Here is a 13,716-nt window from a genome sequence, read left to right as displayed (position 1 = left end):
TTCCCTCTTCACTGGACAATGGTCACCAAGCCGGACGAGCCATCGACGCGCAGCGTCATGCCGGTCTTGATCACCCGTGTGGAATGGCCCGTGCCGACGACCGCCGGCATGCCGTATTCGCGGCACACGATCGCCGCGTGGCTCATCACGCCGCCGACGTCGGTGATGCAGGCCCTGATCTTCGCGAACGCGGGCGCCCACGACGGCGAGGTCGTCGGCGCGACAAGGATTTCGCCTTCCTTCAGGTCGCGGATCTCCTCCGCGCTGCGGCACACGCGCGCCGTGCCTTCGACCATGCCAGGGCTCGCCGGGAAGCCCTTCAGCTCGGTGATGCTGTCGGGGTCGGCGACTTCCTGCACCGAGGCCCACGCCGACAGCGAGCTGTTCGTCACGCCCCACAGCACGATCGTGAAGGGCTCCTGGATCACTTCCGGCGCGATGCCGATTGCCGGCGGCGGCGCGAACTCGCGGAACTTCTGCATCACGCCCTTGCGCCACTCGATTTCGGCCGGCCAGGTCTTCGTGCCGCGCGGCGTCACGCCCGTTGCCCAGGCGGTAACGATGTCCCACAGCGCCTGCTTGATCTCGTCGCGGCGCAGCAGCCAGATGTCCTCGATCTCGGCGATGAGGCCGTGTTCCTGCATGATCGCTGCGACTTCGCGCATCTTGTTCCAGAACACCGAGTGGAACCAATGCTCGACGTAGAACAGGTGGTTCTCGACATAGGGGAAAACCGTCCGGGCGCAGCCCAGCAGCTCGTCGAACTGCTTGCGGTCCTCGTCGTTGTCGATCAGGTCGCGGTACTCAGCGGTGACGCGGTCGCGCTCGGCGCGCACGGCCTCCATCGGACGGTCGATCTCCTGGCCATCACGCAGCTTGTTGATGTAGGTCTGGATGCCGTCGAGCGGCAGGTTCAGGTTGTCGTTCCAGCTGCGGTCGGTGTGGAACCAGCCCGTGCCGGACGAGATGTTGAACCACGGATAGCGCGCCTTCTCGAAGGCCGCGAGCCACTCGTCGCCATGACGCCGGCCGGCGAGCGCCGCCTTCACGTCGGCCCATTCGCGGTGCGCCGTCACGACGTCATCGACTTCCAGCGCAACGGCCTTCTTCGCCAGCGCCTTCAGCTCGTCGTCGGACTTGTACATGATCACGTCGATGCCCGAGATCATCTGCGTCACGCGCTGCAGCGGGATGCTCGGGAACAGCTTCTGCGTGAAGTCCATGAAGAACACGTAGGCGGCGTAGCCCAGGTTCAGGAACTCGAAGTGGTACTGCCAGCAGCGGATGCCGAGGTTGATGAGGTCGTCGTAGTTTTTCAGCAGGTGGTAGGCCGTCGACTCGCCGACGCCGTCGGTCACCACCTTCAGGTCCTCGACCTCCGGCAGGCGCGGGATCTGCAGCGCCTCCAGCTCGGCGATCGTGCCCTCCATCTTGGTCTTCCACTTCGCCTCGAGTTCGTCCCAGTTCTTGTAGTAGTAACCGGCGCGCTCCATGAAGTTGGGCACGCGCTGGCCGATCTCGTCCGGGTTCTTCACCGGCACCGGCGAGATATAGACGTAGCCGTTGATGATGCGGTGGTCGACGCCGCGCACCGGCGGCACCTGGAAGATGCGGTTGTTGAACTGCGACAGCGCGAGGTACCAGGCCTCATCCCAGATCGTGTCGAAGGGGTAGAGCGGTTCCGGGTAATGCAGCCCGTCGTAGAACCAGAACGTCTCCTTTTCGTACTGATTGCGTTCGGCGTCGTCGGTCACGAACTGGTACTGGTACGGATACATCCGCTCCCAGCCTTCGGTCCCCGGGATCGTCTTGCCCTTCACGTCGTGTGGAACAGGAAACTTCATGTTTGTGTCCCCTCGTGCTGTGTCGTTTTTTGGATTTGGCCGGACTCGTTTTGCGACCGGTTGCGGAACATCCATCGCAACCGCTGTGCCAGCAGACGCTGACGCAATGCAGCAACGTTGCATGCCAGGAGGGTGCTGTGCGGCGCGGCGGAGACCGCGGCACAAGGCCGTCGAGCGCATGACGCAGCTGCGGAAAAAATCTTTCAGAGACCGGCGAAAACGCTTGCCACGCACGGGATGCGCGGTCACGTGCAATGCCCGCGCTTGATCATTTGATGAAGCTTTTGGGGGCGTCGACGGGCCGTTTGATCATTTGGTGAACCGGCTCCCGAGTGCGGGAAATTGCAAGCAAAAAGCGCGACTTCAAATCGTTTGATTTGGGTCAATACGGCGGTCAGGGACGGCGCGTAGAACGAGCGGTCTAGGAGGAGACAGCATGAGGACCAGGCAATGACCAGGGCCCATTCCAAGGCGCGCGTCGCGGCGGACGACCTGCGCTCGCGAGTCCATTTCTGCGCCGAAACCGGCCAGATCTGGCTGCACGAGCACCGCATGCTGCTCGTGCACGCCGAGGCCCAGGCCTCGCTGCGCAAGGAACTGATCGACACGCTCGGGATGACCCGGGCGCGCGGCCTGCTGCTGCGCATGGGCTACGCCTCCGGGGTGCGCGACGCCGAACTCGTGCGCACGCGCATGCCCGAACTCAGCGAGGTCGACGCCTTCATGACCGGCCCGCAACTGCACTCGCTTGAAGGCATCGTCGGCGTGATCCCGATCCGTGTCGAAGTCGATCGCGAGGCAGGGACTTTCCATTGTGAATTCCGCTGGATCAACTCCTGGGAGGGGCAGTCGCACCGGCGACAGTTCGGCATCCACAACGAGCCCGTGTGCTGGACGCAGATCGGTTACGCCTGCGGCTACTCCTCGGCCTTCATGGGGCGCCAGATCCTGTACAAGGAAGTCGAATGCGCCGGCATGGGCAACGAGAGCTGTCGCATCGTCGGCAAGCCGATCGAGGAATGGGAGGACGCCGACGAGCACATGCGCTACTTCGCGCCCGATCCCATCGCCGACCAGCTCATCGACCTGCAGACCCAGGTCGTGCAGCTGCGCTCGACGATCGCCGAGAAGGAGAATCTGCCGGCCGACATGATCGGCAATTCGCACGACTTCCGTCGCGCGCTGGAGCTCCTGAAGCAGGCCGCCGCCGGCCAGATCACCGTGCTGCTGCTGGGCGAGACCGGGGTCGGCAAGGAACTCTTCGCGCGTGCGCTGCACGAGATGAGCAACCGCCGCGACAAGCCGCTGGTCTCGATCAACTGCGCGGCGATCCCGCACGATCTCGTCGAGTCGGAACTTTTCGGCGTCGAGAAGGGGGCCTACACCGGCGCGCAGGTCTCGCGCCCGGGTCGCTTCGAGCGCGCCGACGGCGGTACGCTCTTCCTCGACGAGATCGGCGACCTGCCGCTCACGGCGCAGAGCAAGTTGCTGCGCGTGTTGCAGGAAGGGGAAGTCGAACGGCTCGGCGACGACAAGGTGCGCAAGATCAACGTCCGCCTCGTTGCCGCGACCAACGCCGGTCTCGCGCAGCTCGTGAAGGAAGGGCGCTTCCGCGCCGACCTCTACTACCGCCTCAACGCCTTCCAGATCGACATCCCCGCGCTGCGCGAACGCCGCGACGACATCTCGCCGCTCGCCAAGCACTTCCTCGAGAAGTACGCCGCGATCAACGGCAAGAAGCTGCTCGGCTTCACCGACAAGGCGAAGAAGGCGCTCGTGGGCTACGCGTGGCCGGGCAACATCCGTGAACTGCAGAACACCATCGAACGCGGCGTGATCCTCGCGCCCAACGGCGGCCGCATCGAGATCGAGCACCTCTTCCTGTCGCGCAGCGACGACGAGGTGCAGGAACTGGGCCTCGACTCCGACGGCAAGCTCGACATCAACGGCCCCAACGCCGGCCGCGCGCTGTGCGAGGCCGTGTGCGACGGCGCGATGACCCTCGACGAGGTCGAGGCGATGCTGCTCGAAGCCGCGATGGACAAGGCTCGCGGCAACCTCTCGTGGGCGGCACGCATGCTCGGCATCACGCGCCCGCAGCTCGCCTATCGCCTGAAGCGCCTGCACGAGGAGCCCGCCCCGCGCGACGGCGCCGCCGGCGAAACGCAGCGGGAAACGCGCGGCCTGGGGTCGGCATGAGCGAAGCGCGGGCGAAAGTGCTCGCCTACCTGCAGGCGCAGCATGCGATGACCATCGCGTCGCTTGGCGAGGACGGGGTGTGGGCCGCCGCGGTCTTCTACGTGAACGACGGCTTGCGGCTGTACTTCCTCTCCGCGCCGACCACGCGCCACAGCCGCAACATTGCGCACGACGCCCGGATCGCCGTCACGATCCAGGAGGATTGCGCAGACTGGCCGCAGATCAAGGGCATCCAGGCCGAAGGGCGGGCCGTCGAGATCGCCGGCGAGGAGGAAAGGCGGGCGCGCGAACTCTACGGCGCGAAATTCCCGGTCGTCGGCAAGCTCGCGCAGGCCCCCGCGGCCATCGTGAAGGCGTTCGCAAAGGTGCGCTGGTACCGCTTCGAGCCCGAGCGCCTGTATTTCATCGACAACTCGGCCGGATTCGGGCACCGCGAAGCGGTCGACTGCAGCGCCCCGGCGTAGGGTACGGTTCTAAGTCTGCTCGACCAGTGTCGCCGCAGGCGACCCGGTGAGCGAATTCGCATCGTGCCGGCGTTCGATTCCGCGGAATGTCCAGGCCGCGGCCACGCCGACGCCCGCGAGCAGGGGAATCAGCCAGCGGCCGCCATCCCATCCCCCGAGGGCGGTCGCGAGCGCGGCAATTGCCGGTACGCCGACGAAAGTCCCGAGGTTCGAACACTGCATCAGGATGCCGTTGCCGATCGCGATGTCCGCCGGCGAGTGCGCATGCAGGGGAATGCCGCCCATGACGGCTGCGGGCAGAAGGCCGCCGGCGCTGCAGGCGACGACCGCCGCGACCGACCGCAGCACCGGATCGTAGCCCGCCGTGAACACGAACCAGCCCAGCCCGCCCATCATCACCATGACGCCCACGAGCAGCGTCCAGCGCGGAACGCCTCTTGCGAGCAAGGGCCCGGTGGTCAGGTTGCCGAGAATGTTGCCGCCGACCGCCACGGCGGTGAGCCAGGTCGCGTGTTCGGCCGTGTAACCCATGTGCTCGACCGCAAACGAGGGCAGCCAGGTTGCGATCATGAACCATGTTGCGGCATAGCTCCCGAAGCACACGCCCATCAGCCAGAAGGCCGGCTGGGTGAGACGCGCACGTGTGAACATCTGCAGCGGCGGCGGGCGCGGGCCGGCGCGTTCGGCGAGGCGTCGGTGCAGCAGCACGGCCGCGAGGAGGCAGGCCGCGACTGCCACGGCATTCGCCGTCCACAGCCCGCGCCACCCGTAGCGCTGCAGGAGCAGCGGCGCCACGGCCATCATCAGCCCCATGCCGGTCGGCATGTAGCAGCTCCACAGGGTCAGCAGACGCCGCCTGCGCGCGGGGTCATCGGCCGCGGCGGCGGCGAGGAGGGAAGGCGCCGCGACGACGACCAGCACGAAGCCCGCGCCCTCGCACGCGCGTGATGCGATCAGCGTCATGCCGTCCGGAGCGGCGGCTCCCAGCGCGGAACCGGTACCCATCAGCAGCAACCCCGCCAGCAGCCCGCGCTCGGCTCCCAGGCGCGCGAGCGCGAGGCCGACGATCACGCCGAGCATTGCAGCTGCGGCGTTGATGGCCGTTGCGATCCAGCCTGCGTGGATGAGGCCCACCCCGAGCTGTTCGCGAATCGCTGCGAGGGCGGGCGGCACCTTGCCGACCTGGGCAGAAGCGAGGCAACCCGCCAGAAGCGCCAGCGCAGTCCGGCTGTCGAGAGTCTTCATGGGCATTCTGCCGAAGTGACCGCGGAATGCCGCAAGAATGGAAGTAAAACGATTTGAAGTCAAGCAAAGCGGGCGGCGAACGCGCGTCCGGATATCCCGGCTCGCCCGAGGTCGTCGAATGCAATGTCCCGCCGCACGAGCCTGCATGCGCATCGAGTCGCTGAAGCTCGAGCAGCAGGGGCTATGGCCGGGCTGACTGCGGTTCCAGGGCGGAAGAAAAGAAAAGGGGGCGTTTCCGCCCCCTTGCGACAGCTCGATGGCGCTGAGGCGCCCCTATGGTCAGGCCGCCTTGCGGCTCTTCGCAGCCAGCATCGGCTGAAGTGCGCTGCTCGCGGCTGCGAGGTTGGTTTCGGCAACGTCGCGGCTGGTCTTGACGAAGTTTTCATACGCCGTGCTGGCGTTGGTCATCGCCGTCTTGAGCGCATCGACGAAATCGCTGCTGCCGGCGGGCGCGGACTGGGCGACCTGCTCCATGAACTCGCCGAAACCGCTCGTGAGCTCGTTGAGTTGCCGGGTACCGAAGGCTGCGATATCGCCCTGCGTCTCGAGGAACAGTTCGTTGACGCAGCGGAAGTATTCCGCGGCTTGCTCGAGCGATTTGCCCTGGGCGTTCATGCGGGAAGCGAACTGTCCGCGCAGATCCCCTTCGACCACCGGGGCGGCACTCTGGGAGGCGCAGGTGCAGGCCGTGCGGGCTGCGTTGATGTTGAGGGCGACCAGGCGTTCGGTCGCACTGAAGATGATTTCGGCGAAGGACTGGAAGGCCTCGATGTTGCCGTTCGTGGCCTTTGCCAGCTTTTGTGCGGATACGTAGTTGTTCATGTCGAGCTCTCCTCAGCTATGTGTGGTCACGCGCGGTCGGATCTCTGTCGTCTGGGCGCAGGGTGCGTGGGGGAACTCGAATGCTACGTTGCAAACATTGCGTCTGACATACATCGTTCTGCGTGTTTTACGTACGTGTTTACCGGTATTCTGGCGCGGGGCCCCGGCTCATCCGGAAATCGTCGTGATGCCGTTGCGGATCGCATATTTCGTCAACTCCGCGACGCTGTGCAGATCGAGCTTGCGCATGATGTTGCGGCGGTGCACCTCGACCGTCGAGGCGGCGAGGTGCAGGCGCTCGGCGATGCGTACCGAGGTGTGCCCTTCCGCAATCAGCTGCAGCACCTGGCGTTCGCGCGCGGTGATGCGCGGCGTGGCGATGTCGCGCGGCACATTGTCCAGCAGCGCATTCGTCACCGTCGCGGCGACGTCGGGGCACAGGTAGGTCTTGCCGAGCTGCACCGTATGGATTGCGCGCAACAGCTCTTCGCCCGCTTCGGCCTTGGTCACGTAGCCGCGCGCGCCGGCGTTGAGCAGGTCGAGCACGAACTGGCGGTCGGAGAATGCCGACACGCCGATCACCTTGATGTTCGGCCGCAGCGCGAGCAGGCGCCGCGTCGTCTCGATGCCGTTCATCGCCGGCATTCCGATGTCCATGCAGGCGATGTCGACCGGCTTGTGTGCGGCGATCGCCAGCAACTCCTCGCCGGTGCCCGCGACACCGACGACGTCGATGCCGGGCTCCTTCTCCAGCAGCGCGCGCAGGGCATGGAGGAACATCCGGTGATCGTCGGCGAGGGCGATATGTACCTTGGCGTTAGTCATTGCGTTCCCGTGGGTAGCGTGGTGCCGTTCGCGAAATCGCTGGCCCGGCGGGCCGGCCTCAGAACCCCGCTCCTGCCGACGTCGAACGTCACCTTGATTTCGGTTCCCGATTGCGGGTGCGAGCGCAGCGAGAACCGTCCGCCCGCAAATTCCGCCCGCTCCCTCATCGTGATCAGACCGATTCCCGGCGACGTCGTGCCCGCCTCGCCCAGGTGATGCGGATCGAAGCCGACGCCGTCGTCGGCGATCCGCATCACCAGGCGGGTGTCGCGGTTCGACAGATGGATGCGGATGTTCCGCGCGCGCGCGTGCTTCGCGCAATTCGTCAGGGCTTCCTGCGCGATGCGGAAGAGCAGCGACTGGACGTTCGAGGGCAACTGCATGGTGAAGTCGGCGGTATCGAGGTGCACTTCGATACCGGTGCGGAGCCTGAACTGCTGTGCATAGTCCTGCACGGCAGGGATCAACCCGGCGTAATCGAGCGTCGCCGGGCGCAGATTGGTGCAGATGTCGCGGATGCCGCTGGTCGTGTCGAGGAGCAGTGCCTGCGCATCGTCGAGCAGGGGCTGGAGTCCCGGGAGCGCAGCAGGCGGCAGTGCCCGCGCCAGGTTGGTCAGCGTCAGCTGCAGGGCCGCCAGGTTGGGGCTGGTATGGTCGTGCAGCGCCGAGGCGAACTTGCGGCGTTCGTTCTCCTGCACGTCGACCATGTGCCGCGAAAGATCCGCGAGGCGGGTCGCGTGGGCCGTGCGTTCGAGTTCGAGCTGCTTGCGGTCGGTATTGTCCGACAGCACCGTGCGGCTGGCGACGAAATTCCCCTGCGCATCGAAAATCGCCGTCGAGCTCATGAGCACATTCAGAATCGAGCCATCCTTGCGCAGCAGTTCCATGTCCATGTTGTGCAGGACGCCCATTCTCTTGAACGTGCGGAAAACCTGCCCGAACAAGGCGCGACTGGCGGGACTGAAGAGCTCGGCGGCGTGCATGCGGCCGACGACCTCCTCCCGCTCGTACCCCTGCCAGCGCAGCTGCGTGTCGTTGATCCGGATGATCAGCCCGTTCGCGTCGAGCGAGTAGTAACCGCAGGGCGCGTTCTGATACAGATCCTCGATCTCGTACGTCTTGCGGCGCAGTTCCTGTTCCGCGAGCTTGCGTTCGGTGATGTCCTGCGTCGTCCCGTACAGCTTGCACACCCTGCCGCTGCCGTCCTTCACGGGAACGATGGTCGTGGCATGGTAGCGTTCCGCTCCCGACGGCAGCAGCACCGTCTGCTCCAGCTCGCGGCGGTTCCCGGTATCGATGGCTGCCCAGAATGCCGCCCGCGTGAGCTCCACGGATTCGAGCGAGTAATAGCCGAGCGCCTCGTTCAGGTCAGGCGTCCCCAGGGCGCTCGAACGCTCGAACAGGCGGAAAAGCTGCGGGGACCAACTCATCGAACCGGTATCGCGATCCAGCTCCCAGTCGCCCATGCGGCCGACAGCCTGCGCCTCGTGCAGCCGCGCTTCGCTGGCACGCAGGGCTTCTTCACTGTCTCGATAATCCACCAGCTCCCGGGGCATAAGACCTCACTGCGGAACGGATGACGTGGCGGGCACACACCTTCTTCTCGTGCCTGCCGAGCCGGCAGGCGACGATGCAGGTGCGTCAAGGTCGAAAGGGAGAGTGGAGTCCAAGCTTCTTTGTTCCATTTTAGATAGCAGAGCAGGGACGTCCCCGTCGATTTCGCCCGCCGAGGCGTTTTCCCGAGCCGTGAGGCCCATGCTCCCGACGCGTTCCCGGGTTTATTCGCAAAGCATCGATATCCACCTCTTCGTCATGGGTAAGACTGGCGTGGATGGCCGTTCTCGACGCAGAAGATCATACCGGGAGAAGTGTCTCCACAGATACCACGAAGCCGAAATCCGCCTGTAACGCGATGTTTCCACCGCCGGCCGCACCTCATTCCTCCGCGACGGCGCGGCGCGGGGGGCGGAGGAGATAACGGGCGGGGTCGAGGGCGTCGACGAGGGCGCGTTCGAGTGGCAGGGCGTCGCCGGCAAGCTCGCTCGCCAGCAGTTCGGCCGCGAGCGCGGCCCAGACGAGTCCGCGCGCGCCGAATCCTTCCACCGCATACAGGCCCGGGTGGCGCGGGATGGATGCCAGCGGCGTGCTGCGCTCGGCCTGGAGAATCGACGGGATCGCGCCGATCATCGGCAGGCGATCCGGAGAGGCCGGCCGGAATCCGACGCGTCCGCCGAGTTGCGCCGGGTCCAGGCCGGAGGCAAAGTCCGGCAGGATGAAGTTGAGTTTCGCGAGGTTTTCGCGGTGATCGGCGAGGCGCAATTCCGGGTCGTCGTCGTCCACCGAGAAGGTGGCGCCGGCACAGCGCACGCCGTCGATCTCCGGGCTGACGTAGCCGAGCCGGCACACGACGACGCGCGGTGCGCTGCCCGGCAGGGCGGGCAGGTGGCTCACCTGGCCCCGCGCGCTGCGCACGGGGAGGGCCGCCGCCTGCGGGAATTGCCCGATGCCGGTGCCGTTGGCGAGGATCGCGACCGGCGCCGCGGCGATCGTCTGCCCGGCCGCATCGAGTGCGCGCCAACCCGAAGGGCCGTGCTCCAGCGCAGCGACGCTGCGGTCGTAATGACAGCGGATGTGTTGCGGGAAGGCCGCCAGGTTCGCCGCGCACAGGCTGGGCGGATTTACCCAGCCGCCCCCCGGGAACCACCAGCCGCCCTGCGCGACCGGCCAGCCGGCGAGCTCCGCGGCCTGCTCGCGGTCGACGAAACGCAGGAAATCGTCGGGGGCCTGCGCGGCCTCCACGACGCGCCGCTGCTTCTCCTCGTGCACCGGATCGCGCGCGAGGTGCAGCACCCCGCAGGCGTCCCAGCGCACGGGGAGGCCGAGTTCGCTCAGACGCCGCAGGTGGCGCAGGCCATACAGCGCGCCGGCTCGGGTGATGCGGGCGAGGCGGTTGTCGTCGAGGCTCGGCAGCGGCCGCAGCACCCCGCTCAGGTTTCCCGACGCGCCGGCACCGGGGCCGGCGGCAGCGTCGATCACCTCCACGCTCCAGCCGCGCTCGGCGAGGCGGTTCGCGATGCTGCTGCCGGCAAGACCGGCGCCGAGCACCAGCGCGTGCCGGGGTGAGTCCCCCACGGGCGCCGAAGCGGGGGCGTCGAACTGTGCGCGCAGCATCTCGCGCTTGCCGCCGAAACCCTCGGCCTTCTCGCAGCGGAACCCGGTCTCCGCGAGCGCGCGGCGCACCGTGCCCGTCACCGACCAGGTCGCGAGCGTCGCACCGGGGGCGGCGAGCTGCGGCAGCTCGTGCAGCAGCTCGGCGGACCACAGTTCGGGGTTGGCGGCGGGGGAAAACCCGTCCAGATAGAACGCATCGGCGCGGCATTGCAGTTGCGGGAGCAGTTCGAGCGCGTCGCCGAGCATCAGCGTCAGGATGATGCGGCCGCCATCGAGGTGGAGGCGATGCAGGCCCGGCATCAGCACCGGCCACTGTGCCTGCAGCTCGGCCGTCAGCGGTGCGAGCTCCGGCCAGCGCGCGTGCAGCGTCGCCAGATCCTCACGGCGGAAGGGGTGGCGCTCGACCGACACGAAGTGCAGCCGCCCGCAGCGTCGCGGGTCGTCCCGCCACGCCGCCCAGGTGGCGAGGAAGTTCAGCCCGAGGCCGAAACCCGTTTCGACGATCGTGAAGCGCTCGCGCCGCTGCCAGCGCCCCGGCAGCTCGTTGCCCGCGATGAAGACGTGCCGCGCCTGCTCCAGGCCGCCGTCACGCGAGTGATACACGTCGCCAAAGGCCGTGGAGCAGGGCGTGCCTTCTTCGGTGAAGCTCAGGCGGGCGGGTTCGATGGGCATGGCGATTCAGGTACTGAAGGCGAGAACCGACGTTGGCGCGACGCTGATTGTCGGAGCCTGGGCTCAAGTTAGCGGCGATTTCCGGGGCGGCACCCTACAAAATGCAGGGTGCAGAGGGGCGATTCAGCCTGGTTGCGGCCCATGTTCGGCCGGAACGGCGGTCATCTTCACGCCGAGGGCTTTCATGACTTTCAGTACAGTGTCGAAGCGTGGATGGGCGCCGGGGCGGAACGCCTTGTACAGGCTCTCGCGGCCCAGACCCGTGGCGCGCGCGATCTCGGCCATGCCGCGCGCCTTGGCCACGTCGCCCAGCGCCTTGATGGTGAGGTCGGAGTCGTCCTGTTCAAGGATCGCAGTCAGGTATTCGGCGATCGCCTCGTCGCTATCGAGGTAGTCCGCGGCGTCGAAATCGGTGAGATGTTCAGTCATGTTCAAACCTCCTGCGCCAGTTTCTGCGCGCGCTGAATGTCGCGCGCCTGCGAGGACTTGTCGCCGCCCACGAGGAGCACGATGACGATCTCGCCGCGGCGCGTGTAATACACCCGGTATCCCGGTCCGACGTCGATTCGCATCTCCGACACACCGTTGCCGACGCTCTTCACGTCCCCGAGGTTGCCGTTACCCGCCATGCGCAGGCGGGCAACGATGCGCGCCTTGGCACGTGCGTCCCGCAAGCCGGAAAGCCACTTCGCGAAGGTGTCAGTCTGCTGGATCGAGTACATGCTCAAGTGTATCCATTTGGATACGAACGGGCAATGCGGCTCGCGATCCGCCACCGAAATCTCGGAAGCACCGGTCAATCTGACCGGTGCCTGACGCGGCTGGAGGCGAACTATCCCAAACCGTACCGAACAATAAAAAACCCGCAGAGCCTTTCGCTGTGCGGGTTTCCTGAAATTTCGCGAACTGCTGCGAACTGCCCCGAATATTACTCCATCCGCATCTGCGGGAAGAGGATCACGTCGCGGATGCTGGGGCTGTCGGTGAGCAGCATCACCAAGCGGTCGATGCCGATGCCGCAGCCACCTGTCGGGGGCAGCCCGAACTCGAGAGCACGGATGTAGTCGGCGTCGAAGTACATCGCCTCCTCGTCGCCGGCTTCCTTCGCCTTCACCTGCTCGAGGAAGCGCGCGGCCTGGTCTTCGGGGTCGTTCAGCTCGGAGAAGCCGTTGGCGATCTCGCGGCCGACGATGAAGAGCTCGAAGCGTTCGGTGATGTCCGGGTTGGCGTCGTTGCGGCGCGCGAGCGGCGACACTTCGGCCGGGTAGTCGATGATGAAGGTCGGCTCCCACAGCTCGGCTTCGGTGGTCTCCTCGAACAGCATCAGCTGCAGCGTGCCGAGGCCGGCGCCGTCGCGCGGTTCGGCCTTCAGGTCCTTGAGCTTGTTGCGCACCCAGGCGGCGTCGTTGAGCTGCTCGACGGTGTAGCCGGGGTGATACTTGCGGATCGCCTCGACGATGGTCAGGCGCGCGAAGGGCTTGGACAGGTCGAGCTCGCGGCCTTGGTACACGAACACCTCGGTGCCGAGCGCCTCGCGCGCGGCCTGGCGCAGCAGGCCTTCGGTGAAGTTCATCAGGCTGCGGTAGTCCGCATACGCCTCGTAGAACTCCATCATCGTGAATTCGGGGTTGTGGCGCGGGCTCAGGCCTTCGTTGCGGAAGTTGCGGTTGACCTCGAAGACCTTCTCGAAGCCGCCCACCACGAGGCGCTTGAGGTAGAGCTCCGGCGCGATGCGCAGGAACAGTTCCATGTCCAGCGCGTTGTGGTGGGTGATGAAGGGCTTGGCCGCGGCGCCGCCGGGGATGGGGTGCATCATCGGCGTTTCGACTTCGAGGAAGCCGTGGCTGACCATGTAGTTGCGGATCGACTGCACCATGCGGCTGCGCGCGACGAAGGTGAAGCGCGTCTGCTCGTTCATGATGAGGTCGACGTAGCGTTGGCGGTACTTCTGCTCGACGTCGGTGAGGCCGTGGAACTTGTCCGGCAGCGGGCGCAGGCTCTTCGTGAGCAGACGCACTTCCGACACCTTGACCGAGAGTTCGCCGGTGCGGGTCTTGAACACGGTACCGACGCCGCCGACGATGTCGCCGATGTCCCAGTGCTTGAAGTCCGCGTAGACGTCCTCGCCCACCGCGTCGCGCGTCACGTACAGCTGGATGCGGCCCGACAGGTCCTGGATCGTGATGAAGCTGGCCTTGCCCATGACGCGCTTGAGCATCACGCGGCCGGCGACCTTCACTTCGACCGGGTTGGCGTCGAGGGCCTCGGGTTCCTTGTCGCCGTACAGCTCGTCGAGCTTGCCCGCGGTGTTCTCGCGTGCGAAGTCGTTCGGGAAGGCGCGGCCGGTGGCGCGCCACGCAGCCAGTTTTTCACGCCGCTCGGCGATGATGTGGTTCTCGTCGGCTACGGTCGGGGCGCTGTTGTTCTGGTCGCTCATGAATCGGCAGGCTTGCGGCTAAAAAGATAATTGTGGC

Annotated in this window: 11 protein-coding genes; 2 read left to right on the top strand and 9 right to left on the bottom strand. The window is 66.3% G+C overall.

Annotated features, from left to right (window positions below):
* Positions 1-8 precede the first annotated feature (8 nt).
* On the bottom strand, positions 9-1,844 hold the full coding sequence (locus tag GPA22_RS01550) for a PEP-utilizing enzyme (protein WP_169254321.1): 1,836 nt from the start codon (positions 1,842-1,844) through the stop codon (positions 9-11).
* A gap of 450 nt (positions 1,845-2,294) precedes the next feature.
* Between GPA22_RS01550 and GPA22_RS01545 the strand changes: the two genes are divergently transcribed.
* Both GPA22_RS01545 and GPA22_RS01540 read left to right on the top strand, forming a co-directional pair.
* Complete coding sequence (locus tag GPA22_RS01545; RefSeq protein ID WP_246263980.1) at positions 2,295-4,043, top strand: sigma-54-dependent Fis family transcriptional regulator; 1,749 nt, start codon at positions 2,295-2,297, stop codon at positions 4,041-4,043.
* On the top strand, positions 4,040-4,507 hold the full coding sequence (locus tag GPA22_RS01540; RefSeq protein ID WP_169254320.1) for a pyridoxamine 5'-phosphate oxidase family protein: 468 nt from the start codon (positions 4,040-4,042) through the stop codon (positions 4,505-4,507). Before GPA22_RS01545 ends, GPA22_RS01540 begins: the two co-directional genes overlap by 4 nt.
* Before the next feature lie 9 nt (positions 4,508-4,516).
* Here the strand turns inward: GPA22_RS01540 and GPA22_RS01535 are convergent, their stop codons facing one another.
* From GPA22_RS01535 to lysS, 8 genes are all read right to left on the bottom strand, one after another.
* The gene (locus GPA22_RS01535; protein ID WP_169254319.1) at positions 4,517-5,752 is read right to left on the bottom strand and encodes an MFS transporter; all 1,236 of its coding nucleotides are present in this window, start codon (positions 5,750-5,752) and stop codon (positions 4,517-4,519) included.
* A 279-nt stretch (positions 5,753-6,031) separates the two neighbouring features.
* Complete coding sequence (locus tag GPA22_RS01530; protein ID WP_169254318.1) at positions 6,032-6,574, bottom strand: phasin family protein; 543 nt, start codon at positions 6,572-6,574, stop codon at positions 6,032-6,034.
* A gap of 168 nt (positions 6,575-6,742) precedes the next feature.
* Complete coding sequence (locus GPA22_RS01525; protein ID WP_169254317.1) at positions 6,743-7,399, bottom strand: response regulator; 657 nt, start codon at positions 7,397-7,399, stop codon at positions 6,743-6,745.
* Positions 7,396-8,940, bottom strand: a complete 1,545-nt coding sequence (locus GPA22_RS01520) for a PAS domain-containing sensor histidine kinase (protein WP_343035923.1) — start codon at positions 8,938-8,940, stop codon at positions 7,396-7,398. The genes GPA22_RS01525 and GPA22_RS01520 overlap by 4 nt, the downstream gene beginning before the upstream one ends.
* 394 nt (positions 8,941-9,334) lie before the next feature.
* A complete protein-coding gene (gene mnmC / locus GPA22_RS01515) occupies positions 9,335-11,242 on the bottom strand; it encodes a bifunctional tRNA (5-methylaminomethyl-2-thiouridine)(34)-methyltransferase MnmC2/FAD-dependent 5-carboxymethylaminomethyl-2-thiouridine(34) oxidoreductase MnmC1 (RefSeq protein ID WP_169254315.1) in 1,908 nt (635 codons plus the stop codon).
* Between the two features lie 123 nt (positions 11,243-11,365).
* Positions 11,366-11,671, bottom strand: coding sequence for an addiction module antidote protein (locus GPA22_RS01510; RefSeq protein ID WP_169254314.1), 306 nt, complete (start codon positions 11,669-11,671; stop codon positions 11,366-11,368).
* A gap of 2 nt (positions 11,672-11,673) precedes the next feature.
* Entirely contained in the window at positions 11,674-11,964 is a 291-nt protein-coding gene (locus GPA22_RS01505) for a type II toxin-antitoxin system RelE/ParE family toxin (protein ID WP_169254313.1), read from the bottom strand.
* 206 nt (positions 11,965-12,170) lie between these two features.
* Positions 12,171-13,679, bottom strand: a complete 1,509-nt coding sequence (gene lysS, locus GPA22_RS01500) for a lysine--tRNA ligase (RefSeq protein WP_169254312.1) — start codon at positions 13,677-13,679, stop codon at positions 12,171-12,173.
* Positions 13,680-13,716 lie beyond the last annotated feature (37 nt).

Source organism: Aromatoleum toluvorans (genome assembly GCF_012910905.1).
GTDB classification, from domain to species: Bacteria; Pseudomonadota; Gammaproteobacteria; order Burkholderiales; family Rhodocyclaceae; genus Aromatoleum; species Aromatoleum toluvorans.
Note: the sequence above shows the minus strand (reverse complement) of the source record. Positions and strands in the feature narration are given on the sequence as shown.